The sequence below is a fragment of the Geobacillus sp. WSUCF1 genome, assembly GCF_000422025.1.
Classification (GTDB): domain Bacteria; phylum Bacillota; class Bacilli; order Bacillales; family Anoxybacillaceae; genus Geobacillus; species Geobacillus zalihae.
In genome coordinates, this window is record NZ_ATCO01000157.1 from 1 (window position 1) to 14,780 (window position 14,780).

The window sequence follows — 14,780 nt, forward strand, 5'->3', positions numbered from 1 at the left end:
AAAAACGGCTTAAATGTCGACCCTGGCTGGCGTTCCGCCTGCACGGCCCGGTTGAACGGGCTCTCTTCGTAGTTGCGTCCGCCGATGAGCGCCTTTACTTCCCCTGTGCGCGGATCCATGGCCACCAATGCCGCCTGGATGGCAGAATGGGGACTGATGACTTGCTTAACTTGTTCTTCGGCGATTCGCTGCAGGCGTCGGTCGAGCGTTGTGTAGACGCGCAGCCCCCCAAGCTCGATCGTCCGCTCATCCAGGCCGAGTTTCGTGCGCAGCTGCTGTTTCACAACATCTTGGAAATACGGGGCCACAGGCTGCTCTCGTTCGCGGTGGCGGATGTAAACGAGCTTGTCACGGTACGCCCGCTCCGCTTCTTGGCGGCTGATGTAGCCGGCTTCCACCATGGAGGTGAGCACGATTTTTTGCCGCGCTTTCGCCCGCTGTTCATTGACAAACGGCGAGTAGTAATACGGCCCTTTCGGGATGCCGGCGAGCATGGCTGCCTCGCTGAGCGTCAGCTCGCTCGCGTGCTTGCCGAAATAGTAGCGGGCTGCCGCCTCAATCCCGTAGGCGCCATGGCCGTAGTAAATCGTATTCAAATAGCCTTCCAAAATTTGATCTTTGCTGTAGTTGGCTTCAAGCCGGATGGTGTACAACGCTTCCTGGATTTTTCGCGACCACGTTTTTTCATGCGTCAAAAACAAGTTGCGCGCATACTGCTGGGTGATCGTGCTCGCTCCTTGCACTTTGTCCATGGCCTCGAGATTGGCGAGCACCGCGCCGGCGATCCGTTTCAAGTCAAATCCGTGGTGTTCGTAAAACTTTCGGTCCTCAACGGCAATCGTCGCCTCGATGACGTGCGGGGAAATGTCACCGAGATGAACCCAGTACCGCTTTTGTCCATGGTCGCTTTCCCCGATTTTGCTGCCGTCAGCGGCATAAAAAATCGTCGTCTGCGGCACGGCGACCGGCGGGGCGCCTTCGATTTTCGCGAACAACACAAAGCTCCCGAGAGCGGCGAAGGCAAAGATGGCGAGAAAAAAGCCGATAAAGACGGCGGCGCGCACATATTTCCACGTGCCGCGAAAACGGCTGCCCGGGATCGGTTCCATTGCGCATCACCTCGGCGATGTTGGCGGAAAAGCGCATCGTTTGGCCCTCTGGCAAAATGCGGTTGGCGCTTTCCGCTTTTCTTACCAGTATGAAAAAAAATTTTTTATTTTAAACTTGTTCCTCTTGCATTTTTGCTAGATTGCTCTATACTTTTTCATGTTTAGTTTTTCGTTGGCTAAGGAAAACTTGTATAGTAAGCAACGCTCGGAGAAAGGATGTTACCGAATGGAACTTTGGTTTACCGAAAAGCAAACGGAGCATTTTGGCATCACCGCACGCATCATCCGCACTTTACATACAGAACAGACGCCGTTCCAAAAACTTGATATGGTCGAAACGGCGGAGTTTGGCAACATGCTCATTCTAGACGGCATGGTCATGACAACGCAAAAAGACGAATTCGTCTACCATGAAATGGTCGCCCACGTGCCGTTGTTCACCCACCCCAATCCGGAAAACGTGCTTGTCGTCGGCGGCGGCGACGGCGGCGTCATTCGTGAAGTGCTGAAGCACCCAAGCGTCAAAAAAGCGACGCTTGTGGAAATTGACGGCAAAGTGATCGAGTGCTCGAAAAAATACTTGCCGGAAATCGCTGGCCAACTTGACGATCCGCGCGTCGAAGTGAAAGTCGATGACGGGTTTATGCATATCGCCAAAAGCGAAAACGAGTATGACGTCATTATGGTTGACTCAACCGAACCGGTCGGCCCAGCGGTCAACTTGTTCACAAAAGGGTTTTACGCCGGCATCGCCAACGCGTTGAAGGAAGACGGCATTTTCGTCGCCCAAACGGACAATCCGTGGTTTAAGGCCGATTTGATTCGCAACGTATACCGCGATGTGAAAGAAATTTTCCCGATCACCCGTTTGTATACGGCGAACATTCCGACGTATCCGAGCGGGCTCTGGACGTTTACGCTCGGCTCGAAACAATACGACCCGCTCGCTGTGAGCGACGACCGGTTCCATGACATTGAGACGAAATATTACACGAAAGAATTGCACAAAGCGTGTTTCGTCTTGCCGAAATTTGTCGCGGATTTAACGAAGTAAGGGGGCGCAGGCAATGCGATTTGATGAAGCCTATTCGGGCAACGTGTTTATCGGCAGCCATCCGAATTTTGAAGAAAGCGAAGCGGTCATTTACGGGATGCCGATGGACTGGACGGTCAGCTACCGGCCTGGCTCGCGGTTTGGCCCGGCCCGCATCCGCGAAGTGTCAATCGGGCTTGAGGAGTACAGCCCATATTTGGACCGCGAACTCAAAGACATCCGCTACTTTGACGCTGGGGACATTCCGCTCCCGTTTGGCAACGCGTCCCGCAGTTTGGAGCTGATTGAACAGTTCGTGAAAAAGGTGCTTGACGCCGGCAAATTTCCGCTCGGCCTTGGCGGAGAGCATCTTGTCTCCTGGCCGGTCATGAAAGCGGTGTATGAATACTACCCGGATTTGGCCGTCATTCATATGGATGCGCACACGGACTTGCGCGAACATTACGAAGGCGAGCCGCTGTCGCATGCGACGCCGATCCGCAAAGTCGCTGACTTGATCGGCCCGACGAATGTCTTTTCGTTCGGCATCCGCTCCGGCATGAAGGAAGAGTTCGAATGGGCGAAAGAAAACGGCATGTACATCGCCAAGTTTGAAGTGCTTGAACCGCTCCGCTCCGTGTTGCCGAAGCTCGCTGGCCGTCCGGTGTATGTGACGATTGACATCGATGTGCTTGATCCCGCTCATGCCCCAGGCACTGGGACGGTCGATGCCGGCGGCATTACGTCAAAAGAGCTGCTTTCGGCCATTCACGAGATCGCCCGCTCTGACGTTCATGTCGTCGGCGCTGATTTGGTCGAAGTGGCGCCGATTTACGACCACTCGGAACAAACGGCCAATACGGCGAGCAAGCTTGTGCGGGAAATGCTGCTTGGCTGGGTGGCGAAGTGAAAAATGAGAAAAAGCGCCTAAATCGCAAGTTTGCGAGGGCGCTTTTTTCTTTGGTGGGACAAAAGATGCAGGAATATGAGCGTACGTTTTATTTAAGGAAAAACAACCTTTTGGGTCAGTCCCTTTTTTTGCCCACTGGAGCGGAAATCTGCCATCGGGTTTGTCCCCTCTTGAATGGAGCGAAACAGTTCATTATACTATGAATTATGACTGTTTGTTCGCAAAGGTGTGTTCATCGATATGAAGGAAACAAACGGCATCCCGGCGCGCCTCCGCCAAGTGGCTGTCATTCGCGACGGTCCGCGCCAAGAGACGGTTGTGCTTGAGGCGGATGGCACGTATTACATAAAAGGGGAAACCGTTTATTTGCAGTTTGCCGAAGAAAACGAACTCGGGCGGGTGAACAACATTGTGAAAATCGCGCCTGACGAGGTGACCGTCCTTCGTTCCGGAGCGGTCGAGATGCGGCAAACGTTCCGCCGCCGCCAAGAAACATCGGGCCATTATGGGACAGCGTTTGGACGATGGGCGCTGGCGGCCAAAACGAGCTCCATGGAGTTTCACTATGATGAGCAGCGGAAAAAGGGGCGGCTCTTTCTTTCCTATGAACTGATGCTAGGCGATGAGCGAAGCGGGCGCCATACGTTGACGTTGACATTTAAGGGGGTATAAGCGGTGAACATTGTCGGACAAATCAAGGAAAAGATGAAAGAAGAAATCCGCCAGGCGGCGGTAAGAGCAGGGCTGGCTTCGGCCGACGAGCTGCCGGATGTGCTGCTTGAGGTGCCGCGCGACAAGGCGCATGGCGACTACTCGACGAACATCGCCATGCAGCTCGCCCGCATCGCGAAAAAACCGCCGCGGGCGATCGCCGAAGCCATCGTCGGGCAGCTTGACCGCGAACGCATGTCGGTCGCCCGCATCGAGATCGCCGGGCCAGGGTTTATTAACTTTTACATGGACAACCGCTATTTGACGGCGGTCGTGCCGGCGATTTTGCAGGCGGGACAAGCGTATGGCGAATCGAACGTCGGCAACGGGGAAAAAGTGCAAGTCGAGTTCGTCTCGGCCAATCCAACCGGAGACCTGCATTTAGGTCATGCCCGCGGCGCGGCGGTCGGCGATTCGCTTTGCAACATTTTGGCGAAAGCCGGGTTTGACGTGACGCGTGAATACTATATTAATGACGCCGGCAAGCAAATTTACAATTTAGCGAAATCGGTCGAAGCCCGTTATTTTCAGGCGCTCGGTGTCGATATGCCGTTGCCGGAGGACGGCTATTACGGCGACGATATCGTCGAAATCGGCAAAAAGCTTGCCGAAGAGTACGGCGACCGGTTTGTCGAAATGGAGGAAGAAGAAAGGCTTGCCTTTTTCCGCGACTATGGGCTCCGCTATGAGCTTGAAAAAATCAAAAAAGACTTGGCCGACTTCCGTGTGCCGTTTGACGTCTGGTATTCGGAAACATCGCTCTATGAAAGCGGAAAAATCGACGAAGCGCTTTCCACTTTGCGCGAGCGCGGCTACATTTACGAGCAGGACGGGGCGACATGGTTCCGTTCGACGGCGTTTGGGGACGACAAAGACCGCGTCTTAATTAAGCAGGACGGCACATATACGTACTTGCTTCCGGACATCGCCTACCATCAAGACAAGCTGCGGCGCGGGTTCAAAAAGCTCATCAACATTTGGGGGGCGGACCACCACGGCTACATTCCGCGCATGAAGGCGGCGATCGCTGCGCTCGGTTATGATCCGGAGGCGCTTGAAGTGGAAATCATTCAAATGGTGAACCTATACCAAAACGGTGAGCGCGTCAAAATGAGCAAGCGCACCGGCAAGGCGGTGACGATGCGCGAGCTCATGGAAGAAGTCGGCGTCGATGCCGTCCGCTATTTCTTTGCGATGCGCTCGGGCGATACGCATTTGGATTTTGACATGGACTTGGCCGTGTCGCAGTCGAATGAAAACCCGGTTTACTACGTCCAATACGCGCACGCCCGCGTTTCGAGCATTCTTCGCCAAGCGGAGGAACAACACATTTCCTATGACGGCGACTTAGCGCTTCACCATCTTGTGGAAACGGAAAAGGAAATCGAGTTGCTCAAAGTGCTCGGCGATTTCCCTGACGTCGTCGCCGAGGCGGCGCTCAAGCGGATGCCGCATCGCGTCACCGCCTATGCATTCGATTTGGCTTCCGCGCTCCATAGCTTTTATAACGCGGAAAAAGTGCTTGATCTGGACAACATCGAAAAAACAAAAGCCCGCCTCGCGCTTGTCAAGGCGGTGCAAATTACGCTGCAAAATGCGTTAGCGCTCATTGGCGTTTCAGCGCCGGAACAAATGTAAACGAACGAGGGGGAGCGACTGCTCCCTCTTTTGTTTGGGCATTCTAAAGAAAAACAGTGGTGGAGGATCAACAAATGAAAGAAGTTGTACTATCGCTCATCACCGGCATCGTTGTCGGCTTTTTGTTCACCTTGCTTCGCTTGCCGATTCCCGCTCCCCCGGCGTTGGCCGGCATCGCCGGCATCGTCGGGGTGTATCTCGGCATGCGGTTGTTTCAATGGTTCACGGTGTTTTGGAAGTAAGCACTTGCATGATCAAACGGGGAACAAAACCCGGTTGGCGCAATTTTGGCAGCATCAAGCCGCCGGAAGCGCCGGCCGGGTTTTTTTGCTTCTTCTGTTGCTTGGGAGGGAAATGGAACTTCAGACCGGTCAAAGCCAGGCGGAGATGAGCTGGGAAATCGACTGTTTGCCGCGGTCAAGAAGCGAACGTTTTTGCCAAAAGTCGACCGTCAGCGGCTCGGCGCGCAACAAATCGCGCTCGATCGCCCGTTTGACGAGGCGGGTAAACGCGCGGTCAAACACATAGCAGTTGATTTCGCTGTTTAAAAACAAGCTGCGCCGATCGAAATTTGCTGTGCCGACGTCGCACCACTCCTCATCGATGACGAGCGTTTTTGCATGGTAAAATCCTTGGTAAAAGCGGTAAATGCGCGCGCCGGCTTTCAAGAGTCGATAAAAGTACGGATAGGCAGCCTCTTTGACAAATAAATGGTCCGCCTTCAGCGGCACAAGGACGGTCACACGCACCCCGCGCCGAAGCGCTTGCATGAGCTCGTTAAACAGCGGCCGGCTTGGGATGAAGTATGGGCTGCCGATCATAATTTCTTTTTTCGCCTGGCGGATGACCTCGATAAACTGTTCTTCAAGGGCAGCGCCGTTGGTGGCGACGAGCTGATGGCGAATGGCGCCGGCCGAAAGCGGCGGGAAGTAGCGATGTTTGTCAGGCACCGTCCGGCCCGTTGCTTCTTCCCAGTCGTGCAAAAACTGTTCTTGCAAGTCGTGAACCCCTTCGCCGTTCACTTTTAAGTGGTAATCGCGCCATTCGCCGAAGTTGGCGTCTTTTCCGTTATATTCACGGCCGATGTTAAAGCCGCCGATGTAGCCGACCCGACCGTCGATGACCGTAATTTTCCGATGGTTGCGGCGGTTGAGGCGGTAAATGAAAAACGGAAAGCGCGGCTTTCGGGCATAGGCGAACTCCACCCCGCTTTCCTCGAGCGAACGGATGAGCGCTTTCGGCAGTCCAAAGCTGCCGATCCAATCGGTCAACACTCGCACTTTCACGCCGGCAGCTGCTTTTTCCTTTAAAATCTGGAAAAATGGCGCGCTCGTTTCGTCATTTTTTATAATGTAAAACAAGACGTGAATATGATCGCGGGCGCGGCCTAGTTCAGCGAAGTAATCAGAAAATAAATGCCTGCCGTTGATATAGAGGGAAATATCGCTTCTCCGCTCCGGGTAGACGACTTTTTTGCGCCCATTGCGGAAGATGAACTGTCCAAGCTTGTCATCAAGATAAACGAGCAGCAATACGATGGCAATGACGGAAATGACGACCATATCTTCTCCTCCTATGTCGATTCGGTATTTATTAATGTGCCCGAGAACGCGCAAAACGTTTCAAATTGCATCTACCGTGAACATACCCAAACTCCAAATGAATCAAATTTCCATATTGATGAATGTTTTTCGTCATGGGAGTCTATAGAGGGCTGAACAAATCGATGATTCCCCCGCGACCGCTCCGTTGCAAAGGGAAAGTTTTCACGGTTGGGATGAAAAAAGGTTATTGACTGAATGCTCATTCATTTGTACAATAGACATAAAGCGAATTCTGAAAATTTCTTTTGTTATGGCAACACATTCGCTCGAAAAACGGGGGAAGGGGAGAGAAGATGAATGCCTTGTTGGTGGTGAACTGGCTCGCGTTTTTGCTTGTAACCGCTTACGCAATTCACTTGTTTGCATATGTCGTCAAAACGCGGGCGATGTACATCAAACTCGGCAAAAAAGTCGAGTTTGACCGCAAAGTAAAAGAGCGGCTGCGAAACATCTGGGTCAACGTGTTCGGCCAGAAAAAGCTGCTCAAGGACAAAAAAAGCGGACTGATCCACGTCGTCTTTTTCTATGGCTTTATTCTCGTCCAATTTGGCGCGATTGATTTCATCATCAAAGGGCTTGCGCCGGGGGCGCATTTGCCGCTTGGGCCGCTGTATGCGGGATTTACGTTTTTCCAAGAAATCGTCACTTTGCTTATTTTGATCGCGGTGCTCGCCGCCTTTTACCGCCGTTACATTGAAAAGCTCGTCCGTTTAAAGCGCGACTTGAAAGCTGGGCTTGTCCTCATCTTCATCGCCGGGCTCATGCTGTCGGTGTTGTTCGGCAACGGGATGAGCATCATTTGGCACGGCGAAGAAGCGACGTGGAGCGAGCCGGTCGCTTCGCTCATTGCTGCCGCGTTTTCCTGGGTCGGCGAAACGGGGGCTGCGGTGCTCTTCTTTATTGCCTGGTGGGTGCATCTGTTGATTTTGCTCACGTTCCTCGTGTACGTGCCGCAATCAAAGCACGCCCATTTGATCGCGGCGCCGATCAATGTCTTTTTTAGCCGGCTGACGCGACCGAAGCTGGCGCCAATCAACTTTGAAGACGAAAGCCAAGAGTCGTTTGGCGTCGGCAAAATTGAGGATTTCACGCAAAAGCAATTGATCGACTTGTACGCCTGTGTCGAATGCGGCCGCTGCACAAGCATGTGTCCGGCGACCGGCACGGGGAAAATGTTGTCGCCGATGGATTTGATTTTAAAATTGCGCGACCATTTGACGGAAAAAGGGGCGGTCGTCACGTCGCGCACGCCGTGGGTGCCCGCGTTCGCTTTCAAACATACAAGGGGCAATCAGCTCGCGTTCGCCGCGGCGTCCGAGCAGGCGGCGACGATCGAAATGCCGAGCCTCATCGGCGATGTCATCACCGAAGAAGAGATTTGGGCCTGTACGACGTGCCGCAACTGTGAGGACCAATGCCCGGTCATGAATGAGCATGTCGATAAAATCATCGACTTGCGCCGCTATCTTGTCCTGACGGAAGGACGGATGAACCCGGACGCGCAGCGGGCGATGACGAACATCGAACGCCAAGGCAATCCGTGGGGCTTGAACCGAAAAGAGCGGGAGAACTGGCGCGAGCTGCGCGATGATGTGCATGTGCCGACCGTCAAAGAGGCGGCGAAAGCGGGAGAGGAAATCGAGTACTTGTTCTGGGTCGGCTCGATGGGGTCGTATGACAGCCGGAGCCAAAAAATCGCCCTTGCTTTTGCCAAGCTGTTGAACGAAGCAGGCGTCAAGTTCGCGATTTTAGGCAACAAGGAGAAAAACTCGGGCGATACGCCGCGCCGGTTAGGAAATGAGTTTTTGTTCCAAGAATTAGCGACGAACAACATCGCAGAATTTGAAAAAGCGGGCGTCAAGAAAATCGTCACGATCGACCCGCACGCTTACAATACGTTCAAAAATGAGTACCCGGATTTTGGGTTCGAGGCCGAAGTGTATCATCATACCGAGCTGCTCGCCAAGCTCATCGAAGAAGGGCGCTTGGTGCCAAAATATCCGGTAAATGAACGCATTACGTTCCATGACTCGTGCTATTTAGGACGCTACAATGACGTCTATGACGCACCGCGGAAAATTTTGCGCGCCATCCCGGGCGTCGAGCTTGTTGAAATGGAGCGCAACCGCGAGCGAGGAATGTGCTGCGGCGCTGGCGGCGGCCTCATGTGGATGGAGGAGACGACCGGCAACCGGATCAACGTCGCCCGCACGGAGCAAGCGCTCGCTGTCAATCCGACCGTCATCAGCTCCGGCTGTCCGTACTGTTTGACGATGCTGTCGGACGGCACGAAGGCCAAGGAAGTGGAAGACCGCGTTGCGACGTACGATGTCGCTGAATTGTTGGCGAAATCGGTGTTTGGCGAGGAAAAAGAGGAAGCAGCATCGTAAAAATAGTTGCATAGACAATTTTTATTTTTTAAAATAGTGAATAAGGGTAGAGGAGAGGGTGTACCGTTGTACACCTTCTCTTTCACACCGCGATCGAGCGAGCGTTCAGTCTGTGTTTTGTAATCGCTTTCTTATCCGATGAAAAGGGGAGAGGAATATGGGAAAAACAGTGATTGTCAGCGGGGCGCGCACCCCGTTTGGAAAATTCGGCGGTTCTTTGCAAGCGCTGTCAGCGTCAGAACTCGGCGGCATTGCCGTGAAAGAAGCGCTTGCCCGCGCGGACGTGAGCGCGGAACAAGTCGATCATGTCATTTTAGGCACCGTCTTGCAAGGCGGACAAGGACAGCTCCCATCGCGGCAGGCGATGCGCCATGCCGGCATTCCGTGGCATGTTCGCACCGAGACGGTCAATAAAGTATGCGCATCGGGCATGCGCGCCGTGACGCTCGCGGATCAGCTCATCCGCTTAGGCGATGCCGATGTCGTTGTCGCGGGCGGGATGGAATCGATGAGCAACGCCCCGTACGTGCTGCCGAAAGCGCGCTGGGGGTTGCGAATGGGCGACAGCACGGTGAAGGATTTAATGGTGTATGATGGCTTGACATGCAGTTTTACCGGCGTCCATATGGGCGTTTATGGCGGGAATACAGCGCGTGAACTTGGCATTACACGCGAGGCGCAGGATGAGTGGGCGTACCGCAGCCATATGCGAGCCATTGCTGCCATCGAAGCCGGTCGGCTCGCGGAAGAGATCGTTCCGGTGACGATTCCGCAGCGCAAAGGAGAGCCGCTTGTCGTCGAACACGACGAGGCGCCGCGCAAAGACACGTCGCTTGAAGCGTTGGCGAAACTGCCGCCGGTGTTTGACCCGGAAGGAACGATCACGGCCGGCAACGCCCCGGGCGTCAACGACGGCGCCGCGGCGCTCGTCTTGATGAGCGAGGAGCGCGCCGCCCGCGAGGGGCTTGAGCCGCTCGCGACTGTTGTCGCCCACACCGCCATCGCCGTTGAGGCGAAAGATTTCCCAAAAACGCCGGGACTTGTCATCAACGAGTTGCTCCGCAAAACGGGAAAAACGGTCGACGACATTGCCTTGTTCGAAATAAACGAAGCGTTTGCCGCTGTTGCTCTTGCTGCTATCCAAATCGCTGGCCTTGACCCGGAAAAAGTGAACGTCAACGGCGGCGCTGTCGCCCTCGGCCACCCGATCGGCGCGAGCGGCGCACGCATCATCCTCACGCTCATTTATGAGCTGAAACGCCGCGGCGGCGGCCTCGGCATCGCCGCCATCTGCAGCGGCGGCGGCCAAGGCGACGCCATCTTAATCGAAGTATAAGGAATGGCCTGCCACGTCATCGCGGCCGCCGCCGTCGAGGCGTGACGCGTCATGCCGCCCGACGGCGTTGTCGCCATACAGGAGGCGGTTCGCCTGGCGGTGGGGCGGCCGCGGTTTGGGGATATGGATGGCCCGCCGCGCCCTTGGGCGCTGCGGCCGCTGGCTTGCGATCTGCGTTGTCCCAGGATGGAGCCAATAAACGAACAAGAGCGTTTGCGAATTTTGCTATAGGGGGATGGAACGATGGACGTCAAAACGATTATGGTCGTCGGCGCCGGACAGATGGGGTCAGGCATCGCCCAAGTATGCGCTGTCGCCGGCTATCAAGTGTTTTTGTACGACATTAGCGAGGCGCAGTTAGACAAAGGAATCGCCAACATCGAAAAAGGGCTCGCCCGCCAAGTGGAAAAAGGGAAAATGACAGCGGCGGACAAAGACGCAGCGCTCGCGCGGCTTGCCCGCTCGACCGACTTGCATGCCGCCGCCAAAGCGGATCTTGTCATTGAAGCGGTCGTCGAAAACATGGACGTGAAAACAAAGCTGTTCGCCGAGCTCGATGCGCTCGCCCGCCCGGAGACGATTTTAGCGTCAAACACGTCGTCGCTGCCGATTACGGAAATTGCCGCCGCGACGAAACGGCCAGAGAAAGTGATCGGCATGCACTTTATGAACCCGGTGCCGGTGATGAAGCTCGTCGAAATTATCCGCGGATTGGCGACGGCTGATGACGTGTATGAAACGATCGAAGCCGTTGCCCGCAAGCTCGGCAAAGTGCCGGTCGAAGTGAACGACTTTCCGGGCTTTATTTCGAACCGCGTCCTCATGCCGATGATCAACGAAGCGATTTACGCCTTGTACGAAGGGGTGGCGACCAAAGAAGCCATCGATGAAGTGATGAAGCTCGGCATGAACCATCCGATGGGTCCGCTGACGCTCGCTGATTTTATCGGGCTCGATACGTGCTTATACATTATGGAAACGCTTCATGAGGGGTTCGGCGATGACAAATACCGCCCATGCCCGCTCTTGCGCAAATATGTGAAAGCCGGCTGGCTCGGCCGCAAGACGGGCCGCGGATTTTACACGTATGAATAAACCGCTTGGCGTCGCTCTAGGACAACGCCGAAGCGTGCCGCAATGTGCGTGGGGCGGCGCCCGCTATGCTGTCTGCCGACCGTAACGCCGCACGTTAGGTGCATGCGGGAACGCTGTTTTACAGCCTATAAGGCAAATCTATAGAATCGTTCAGCTGCCTGCTGGCTACCCCATGGAGCGGAGGAGCGCCTGAAAACACCATTGTGTCAGCGACATCGGAAGGAGGCCATTTCATGGAATTTCGCTTCACCGAAGAGCAGGAAATGATGCGGCAAATGGTGCGCGAGTTCGCCGCGGCGGAGATCGCCCCATTTGTCGAGCGCATGGAACAAGGGGAGTTTCCGCGCCCGATTTTAGCGAAAATGGCCGAACTCGGCCTAATGGGCATCACTGTCCCGGAGCAATATGGCGGCGCGGGTATGGACTTTGTGTCGTACATCATCGCCATTCATGAAATTTCGAAAGTGAGCCCGACCGTCGGTGTCATCTTATCCGTGCACACGTCGGTCGGCACGAATCCGATCTTGTATTTCGGCACCGAAGAGCAGAAACAAAAATACGTGACAAAGCTCGCCCGAGGTGAGTACTTGGGGGCGTTTTGCCTTACTGAACCGAGCGCCGGCTCGGATGCGAAAAGCTTGAAGACGAAAGCGGTGCGCCGTGGAGATCGTTATGTGCTAAACGGCTCAAAAATATTCATCACCAACGGCGGGGAGGCAGATACGTACATCGTCTTCGCCCGCACGAATCCGGAAGAAGCCGGAAGCCGCGGCATTTCCGCGTTCATTGTGGAAAAAGGGACGCCAGGGATGTCGATTGGTAAAGATGAGAAGAAGATGGGGCTGCACGGGTCGCGGACGGTGACCATTACGTTTGAAGACGCCGAAGTGCCGGCGGAAAACTTGCTCGGTCAGGAAGGGGAAGGATTTAAAATCGCGATGGCCAACCTTGACGTCGGTCGGATCGGCATCGCCGCCCAAGCGCTCGGCATCGCGGAGGCGGCAGTCGAACATGCCGTCGTCTACGCGAAAGAGCGGGTGCAGTTTGGCAAACCGATCATCGAGCAGCAAGCGTCGCTTTCAAGCTTGCCGATATGGCGACGGCGGCGGAAGCGGCGAAATGGCTCGTCTATCGCGCCGCTTGGCTGCGCGCGCAAGGGCTGCCGTGCGGAAAAGAGGCGTCGATGGCGAAGCTCTTCGCTTCACAAACAGCGATGGACAATGCCATCGAGGCGGTGCAAATTTTCGGCGGCAACGGCTACACGAAAGACTACCCGGTCGAGCGGCTGTTCCGTGACGCGAAAATTACGCAAATTTACGAAGGAACGAGCGAAATTCAGCGCATCGTCATCAGCAAACATTTGTGCCAGGCATGCTGATGAACCAATCCGAACCAGATGAGAAGGCTCTGTTCCTAGCTTTTCTGCCGTAGTCGGCAAGCCGTTCGCTTGCCGACTGGGCATGCGACAGCATGCCCTCCTCGAACAATGGACGTTTTGCGGGCAAATGGCATTTGCCCTCTGGCGTTCTTGTTCGAGGAAAGAGGCAGAAAAGCTTGTGTTCAGCCAGCTCATGATTGGCGATCGAATGAAATGGTGGAAATAGCTCTAAGCGCCGGGTTTTCGGAAGACCGAACAACGCCGCTTTCAGGGATCGAGGCATAAACATGGGGCTCTGTCTTTTGCGGCGTTTTGTGGTGCAACGGGAACTCACCAACAAGTTTATGTCTGTATCTGGAAGATGGTGATCACGCTGGCACGGGGGACGAGGATTTCGGATATATAGGAAAACGGGGGAATGAAACGATGAACTTTCGATTGAGCGAAGAACATGAAATGCTGCGAAAAATGGTGCGCGAATTTGCCGAAAACGAAGTGGCGCCGACTGCCGCTGAGCGAGACGAAGAAGAGCGGTTTGACCGCGGCATTTTCAACAAAATGGCGGAACTCGGTTTAACAGGCATTCCGTGGCCGGAAGAATACGGCGGCATTGGAAGCGATTATTTGGCCTATGTCATTGCCGTTGAGGAGCTGTCGCGCGTCTGCGCCTCGACCGGGGTGACGCTTTCCGCGCATATATCGCTTGCCAGCTGGCCGATTTACAAGTTCGGCAACGAAGAACAAAAGCAGAAGTATTTGCGCGCCTTAGCGACTGGGGAAAAACTAGGGGCATATGCTCTGTCCGAGCCGGGGGCGGGGTCGGATGTCGCCTCGATGAAAACGCGTGCGGTAAAAGATGGGGACCACTACATTTTAAACGGCTCGAAAGTATGGATCACCAACGGCGGCGAAGCGGAAATTTACGTCGTATTTGCCGTCACCGATCCGGAAAAGCGGCATAAAGGGATCAGCGCCTTTATCGTAGAAAAAGGAACGCCGGGCTTTTCGTTCGGCAAAAAGGAAAAGAAACTCGGCATTCGTTCGTCGCCGACGACGGAGCTCATTTTTGAAGACTGCCGCATTCCGAAAGAAAACTTGCTCGGTCAAGAAGGAGAAGGGTTTAAAATCGCCATGATGACGCTCGATGGCGGCCGCAACGGCATCGCCGCCCAAGCGGTCGGCATTGCCCAGGGCGCGCTGGATGCGGCGGTGGACTATGCGAAACAGCGCGTCCAGTTCGGCAAACCGATCATCGAGCAGCAAGGGATCGCTTTCAAGCTCGCTGACATGGCGACGGCCATTGAAGCGGCGCGGCTCTTGACCTATCAAGCGGCATGGTTGGAGTCGAATGGCTTGCCGTACGGCAAAGCATCCGCCATGGCGAAACTGTTTGCCGGCGACACGGCGATGAAAGTGACGGTCGAGGCGGTGCAAATTTTCGGCGGCAACGGCTACACGAAGGACTACCCGGTCGAGCGGTTTATGCGCGACGCGAAGATTACGCAAATTTACGAAGGAACGCAAGAAATCCAACGCCTTGTCATTTCGCGCATGTTGACACGCAATGTTTAATTGC

The 14,780-nt window shown here is 54.8% G+C and carries 11 protein-coding genes and 1 pseudogene; 10 read left to right on the top strand and 2 right to left on the bottom strand.

Going from position 1 to position 14,780, the window contains the following annotated elements; genetic code table 11:
* Positions 1–1,109: transglycosylase domain-containing protein (locus I656_RS02560; protein ID WP_020756356.1), on the bottom strand; the 1,109-nt coding region annotated here is incomplete at its 3' end.
* Between the two features lie 226 nt (positions 1,110–1,335).
* Between I656_RS02560 and speE the strand changes: the two genes are divergently transcribed.
* The 5 genes from speE to I656_RS02535 all read left to right on the top strand — a co-directional run bounded on the left by speE (position 1,336) and on the right by I656_RS02535 (position 5,643).
* On the top strand, positions 1,336–2,163 hold the full coding sequence (gene speE, locus I656_RS02555; RefSeq protein WP_033006446.1) for a polyamine aminopropyltransferase: 828 nt from the start codon (positions 1,336–1,338) through the stop codon (positions 2,161–2,163).
* A gap of 13 nt (positions 2,164–2,176) precedes the next feature.
* Positions 2,177–3,052: an agmatinase gene (gene speB, locus I656_RS02550; RefSeq protein ID WP_020756359.1), complete on the top strand. Its 876-nt coding sequence runs from the start codon at positions 2,177–2,179 to the stop codon at positions 3,050–3,052.
* 240 nt (positions 3,053–3,292) lie between these two features.
* Positions 3,293–3,724 carry a DUF1934 domain-containing protein gene (locus tag I656_RS02545; protein WP_011232869.1) on the top strand — a complete coding sequence of 144 codons (432 nt, stop codon included), beginning with the start codon at positions 3,293–3,295 and terminating at the stop codon, positions 3,722–3,724.
* A 3-nt stretch (positions 3,725–3,727) separates the two neighbouring features.
* A complete protein-coding gene (argS, locus tag I656_RS02540) occupies positions 3,728–5,401 on the top strand; it encodes an arginine--tRNA ligase (protein ID WP_011232868.1) in 1,674 nt (557 codons plus the stop codon).
* A gap of 74 nt (positions 5,402–5,475) precedes the next feature.
* Positions 5,476–5,643 carry a XapX domain-containing protein gene (locus I656_RS02535; protein WP_013146634.1) on the top strand — a complete coding sequence of 56 codons (168 nt, stop codon included), beginning with the start codon at positions 5,476–5,478 and terminating at the stop codon, positions 5,641–5,643.
* 129 nt (positions 5,644–5,772) lie between these two features.
* Here I656_RS02535 and cls read toward each other — a convergent pair whose 3' ends face one another.
* Positions 5,773–6,963: a cardiolipin synthase gene (gene cls, locus I656_RS02530; RefSeq protein ID WP_011232866.1), complete on the bottom strand. Its 1,191-nt coding sequence runs from the start codon at positions 6,961–6,963 to the stop codon at positions 5,773–5,775.
* Positions 6,964–7,298: 335 nt separating this feature from the next.
* Between cls and I656_RS02525 the strand changes: the two genes are divergently transcribed.
* From I656_RS02525 to I656_RS02505, 5 genes and pseudogenes are all read left to right on the top strand, one after another.
* Complete coding sequence (locus I656_RS02525) at positions 7,299–9,395, top strand: (Fe-S)-binding protein (protein WP_020756367.1); 2,097 nt, start codon at positions 7,299–7,301, stop codon at positions 9,393–9,395.
* 157 nt (positions 9,396–9,552) lie between these two features.
* The gene (locus tag I656_RS02520; RefSeq protein ID WP_020756368.1) at positions 9,553–10,731 is read left to right on the top strand and encodes an acetyl-CoA C-acetyltransferase; all 1,179 of its coding nucleotides are present in this window, start codon (positions 9,553–9,555) and stop codon (positions 10,729–10,731) included.
* A gap of 243 nt (positions 10,732–10,974) precedes the next feature.
* Positions 10,975–11,826 (top strand): 3-hydroxybutyryl-CoA dehydrogenase, encoded by an 852-nt coding sequence (locus I656_RS02515; RefSeq protein ID WP_013146630.1) that lies wholly within the window; start codon positions 10,975–10,977, stop codon positions 11,824–11,826.
* Positions 11,827–12,059: 233 nt separating this feature from the next.
* Positions 12,060–13,204 (top strand): annotated as a pseudogene (locus I656_RS02510) (acyl-CoA dehydrogenase).
* A gap of 426 nt (positions 13,205–13,630) precedes the next feature.
* The gene (locus I656_RS02505) at positions 13,631–14,776 is read left to right on the top strand and encodes an acyl-CoA dehydrogenase (protein ID WP_033006448.1); all 1,146 of its coding nucleotides are present in this window, start codon (positions 13,631–13,633) and stop codon (positions 14,774–14,776) included.
* Positions 14,777–14,780 lie beyond the last annotated feature (4 nt).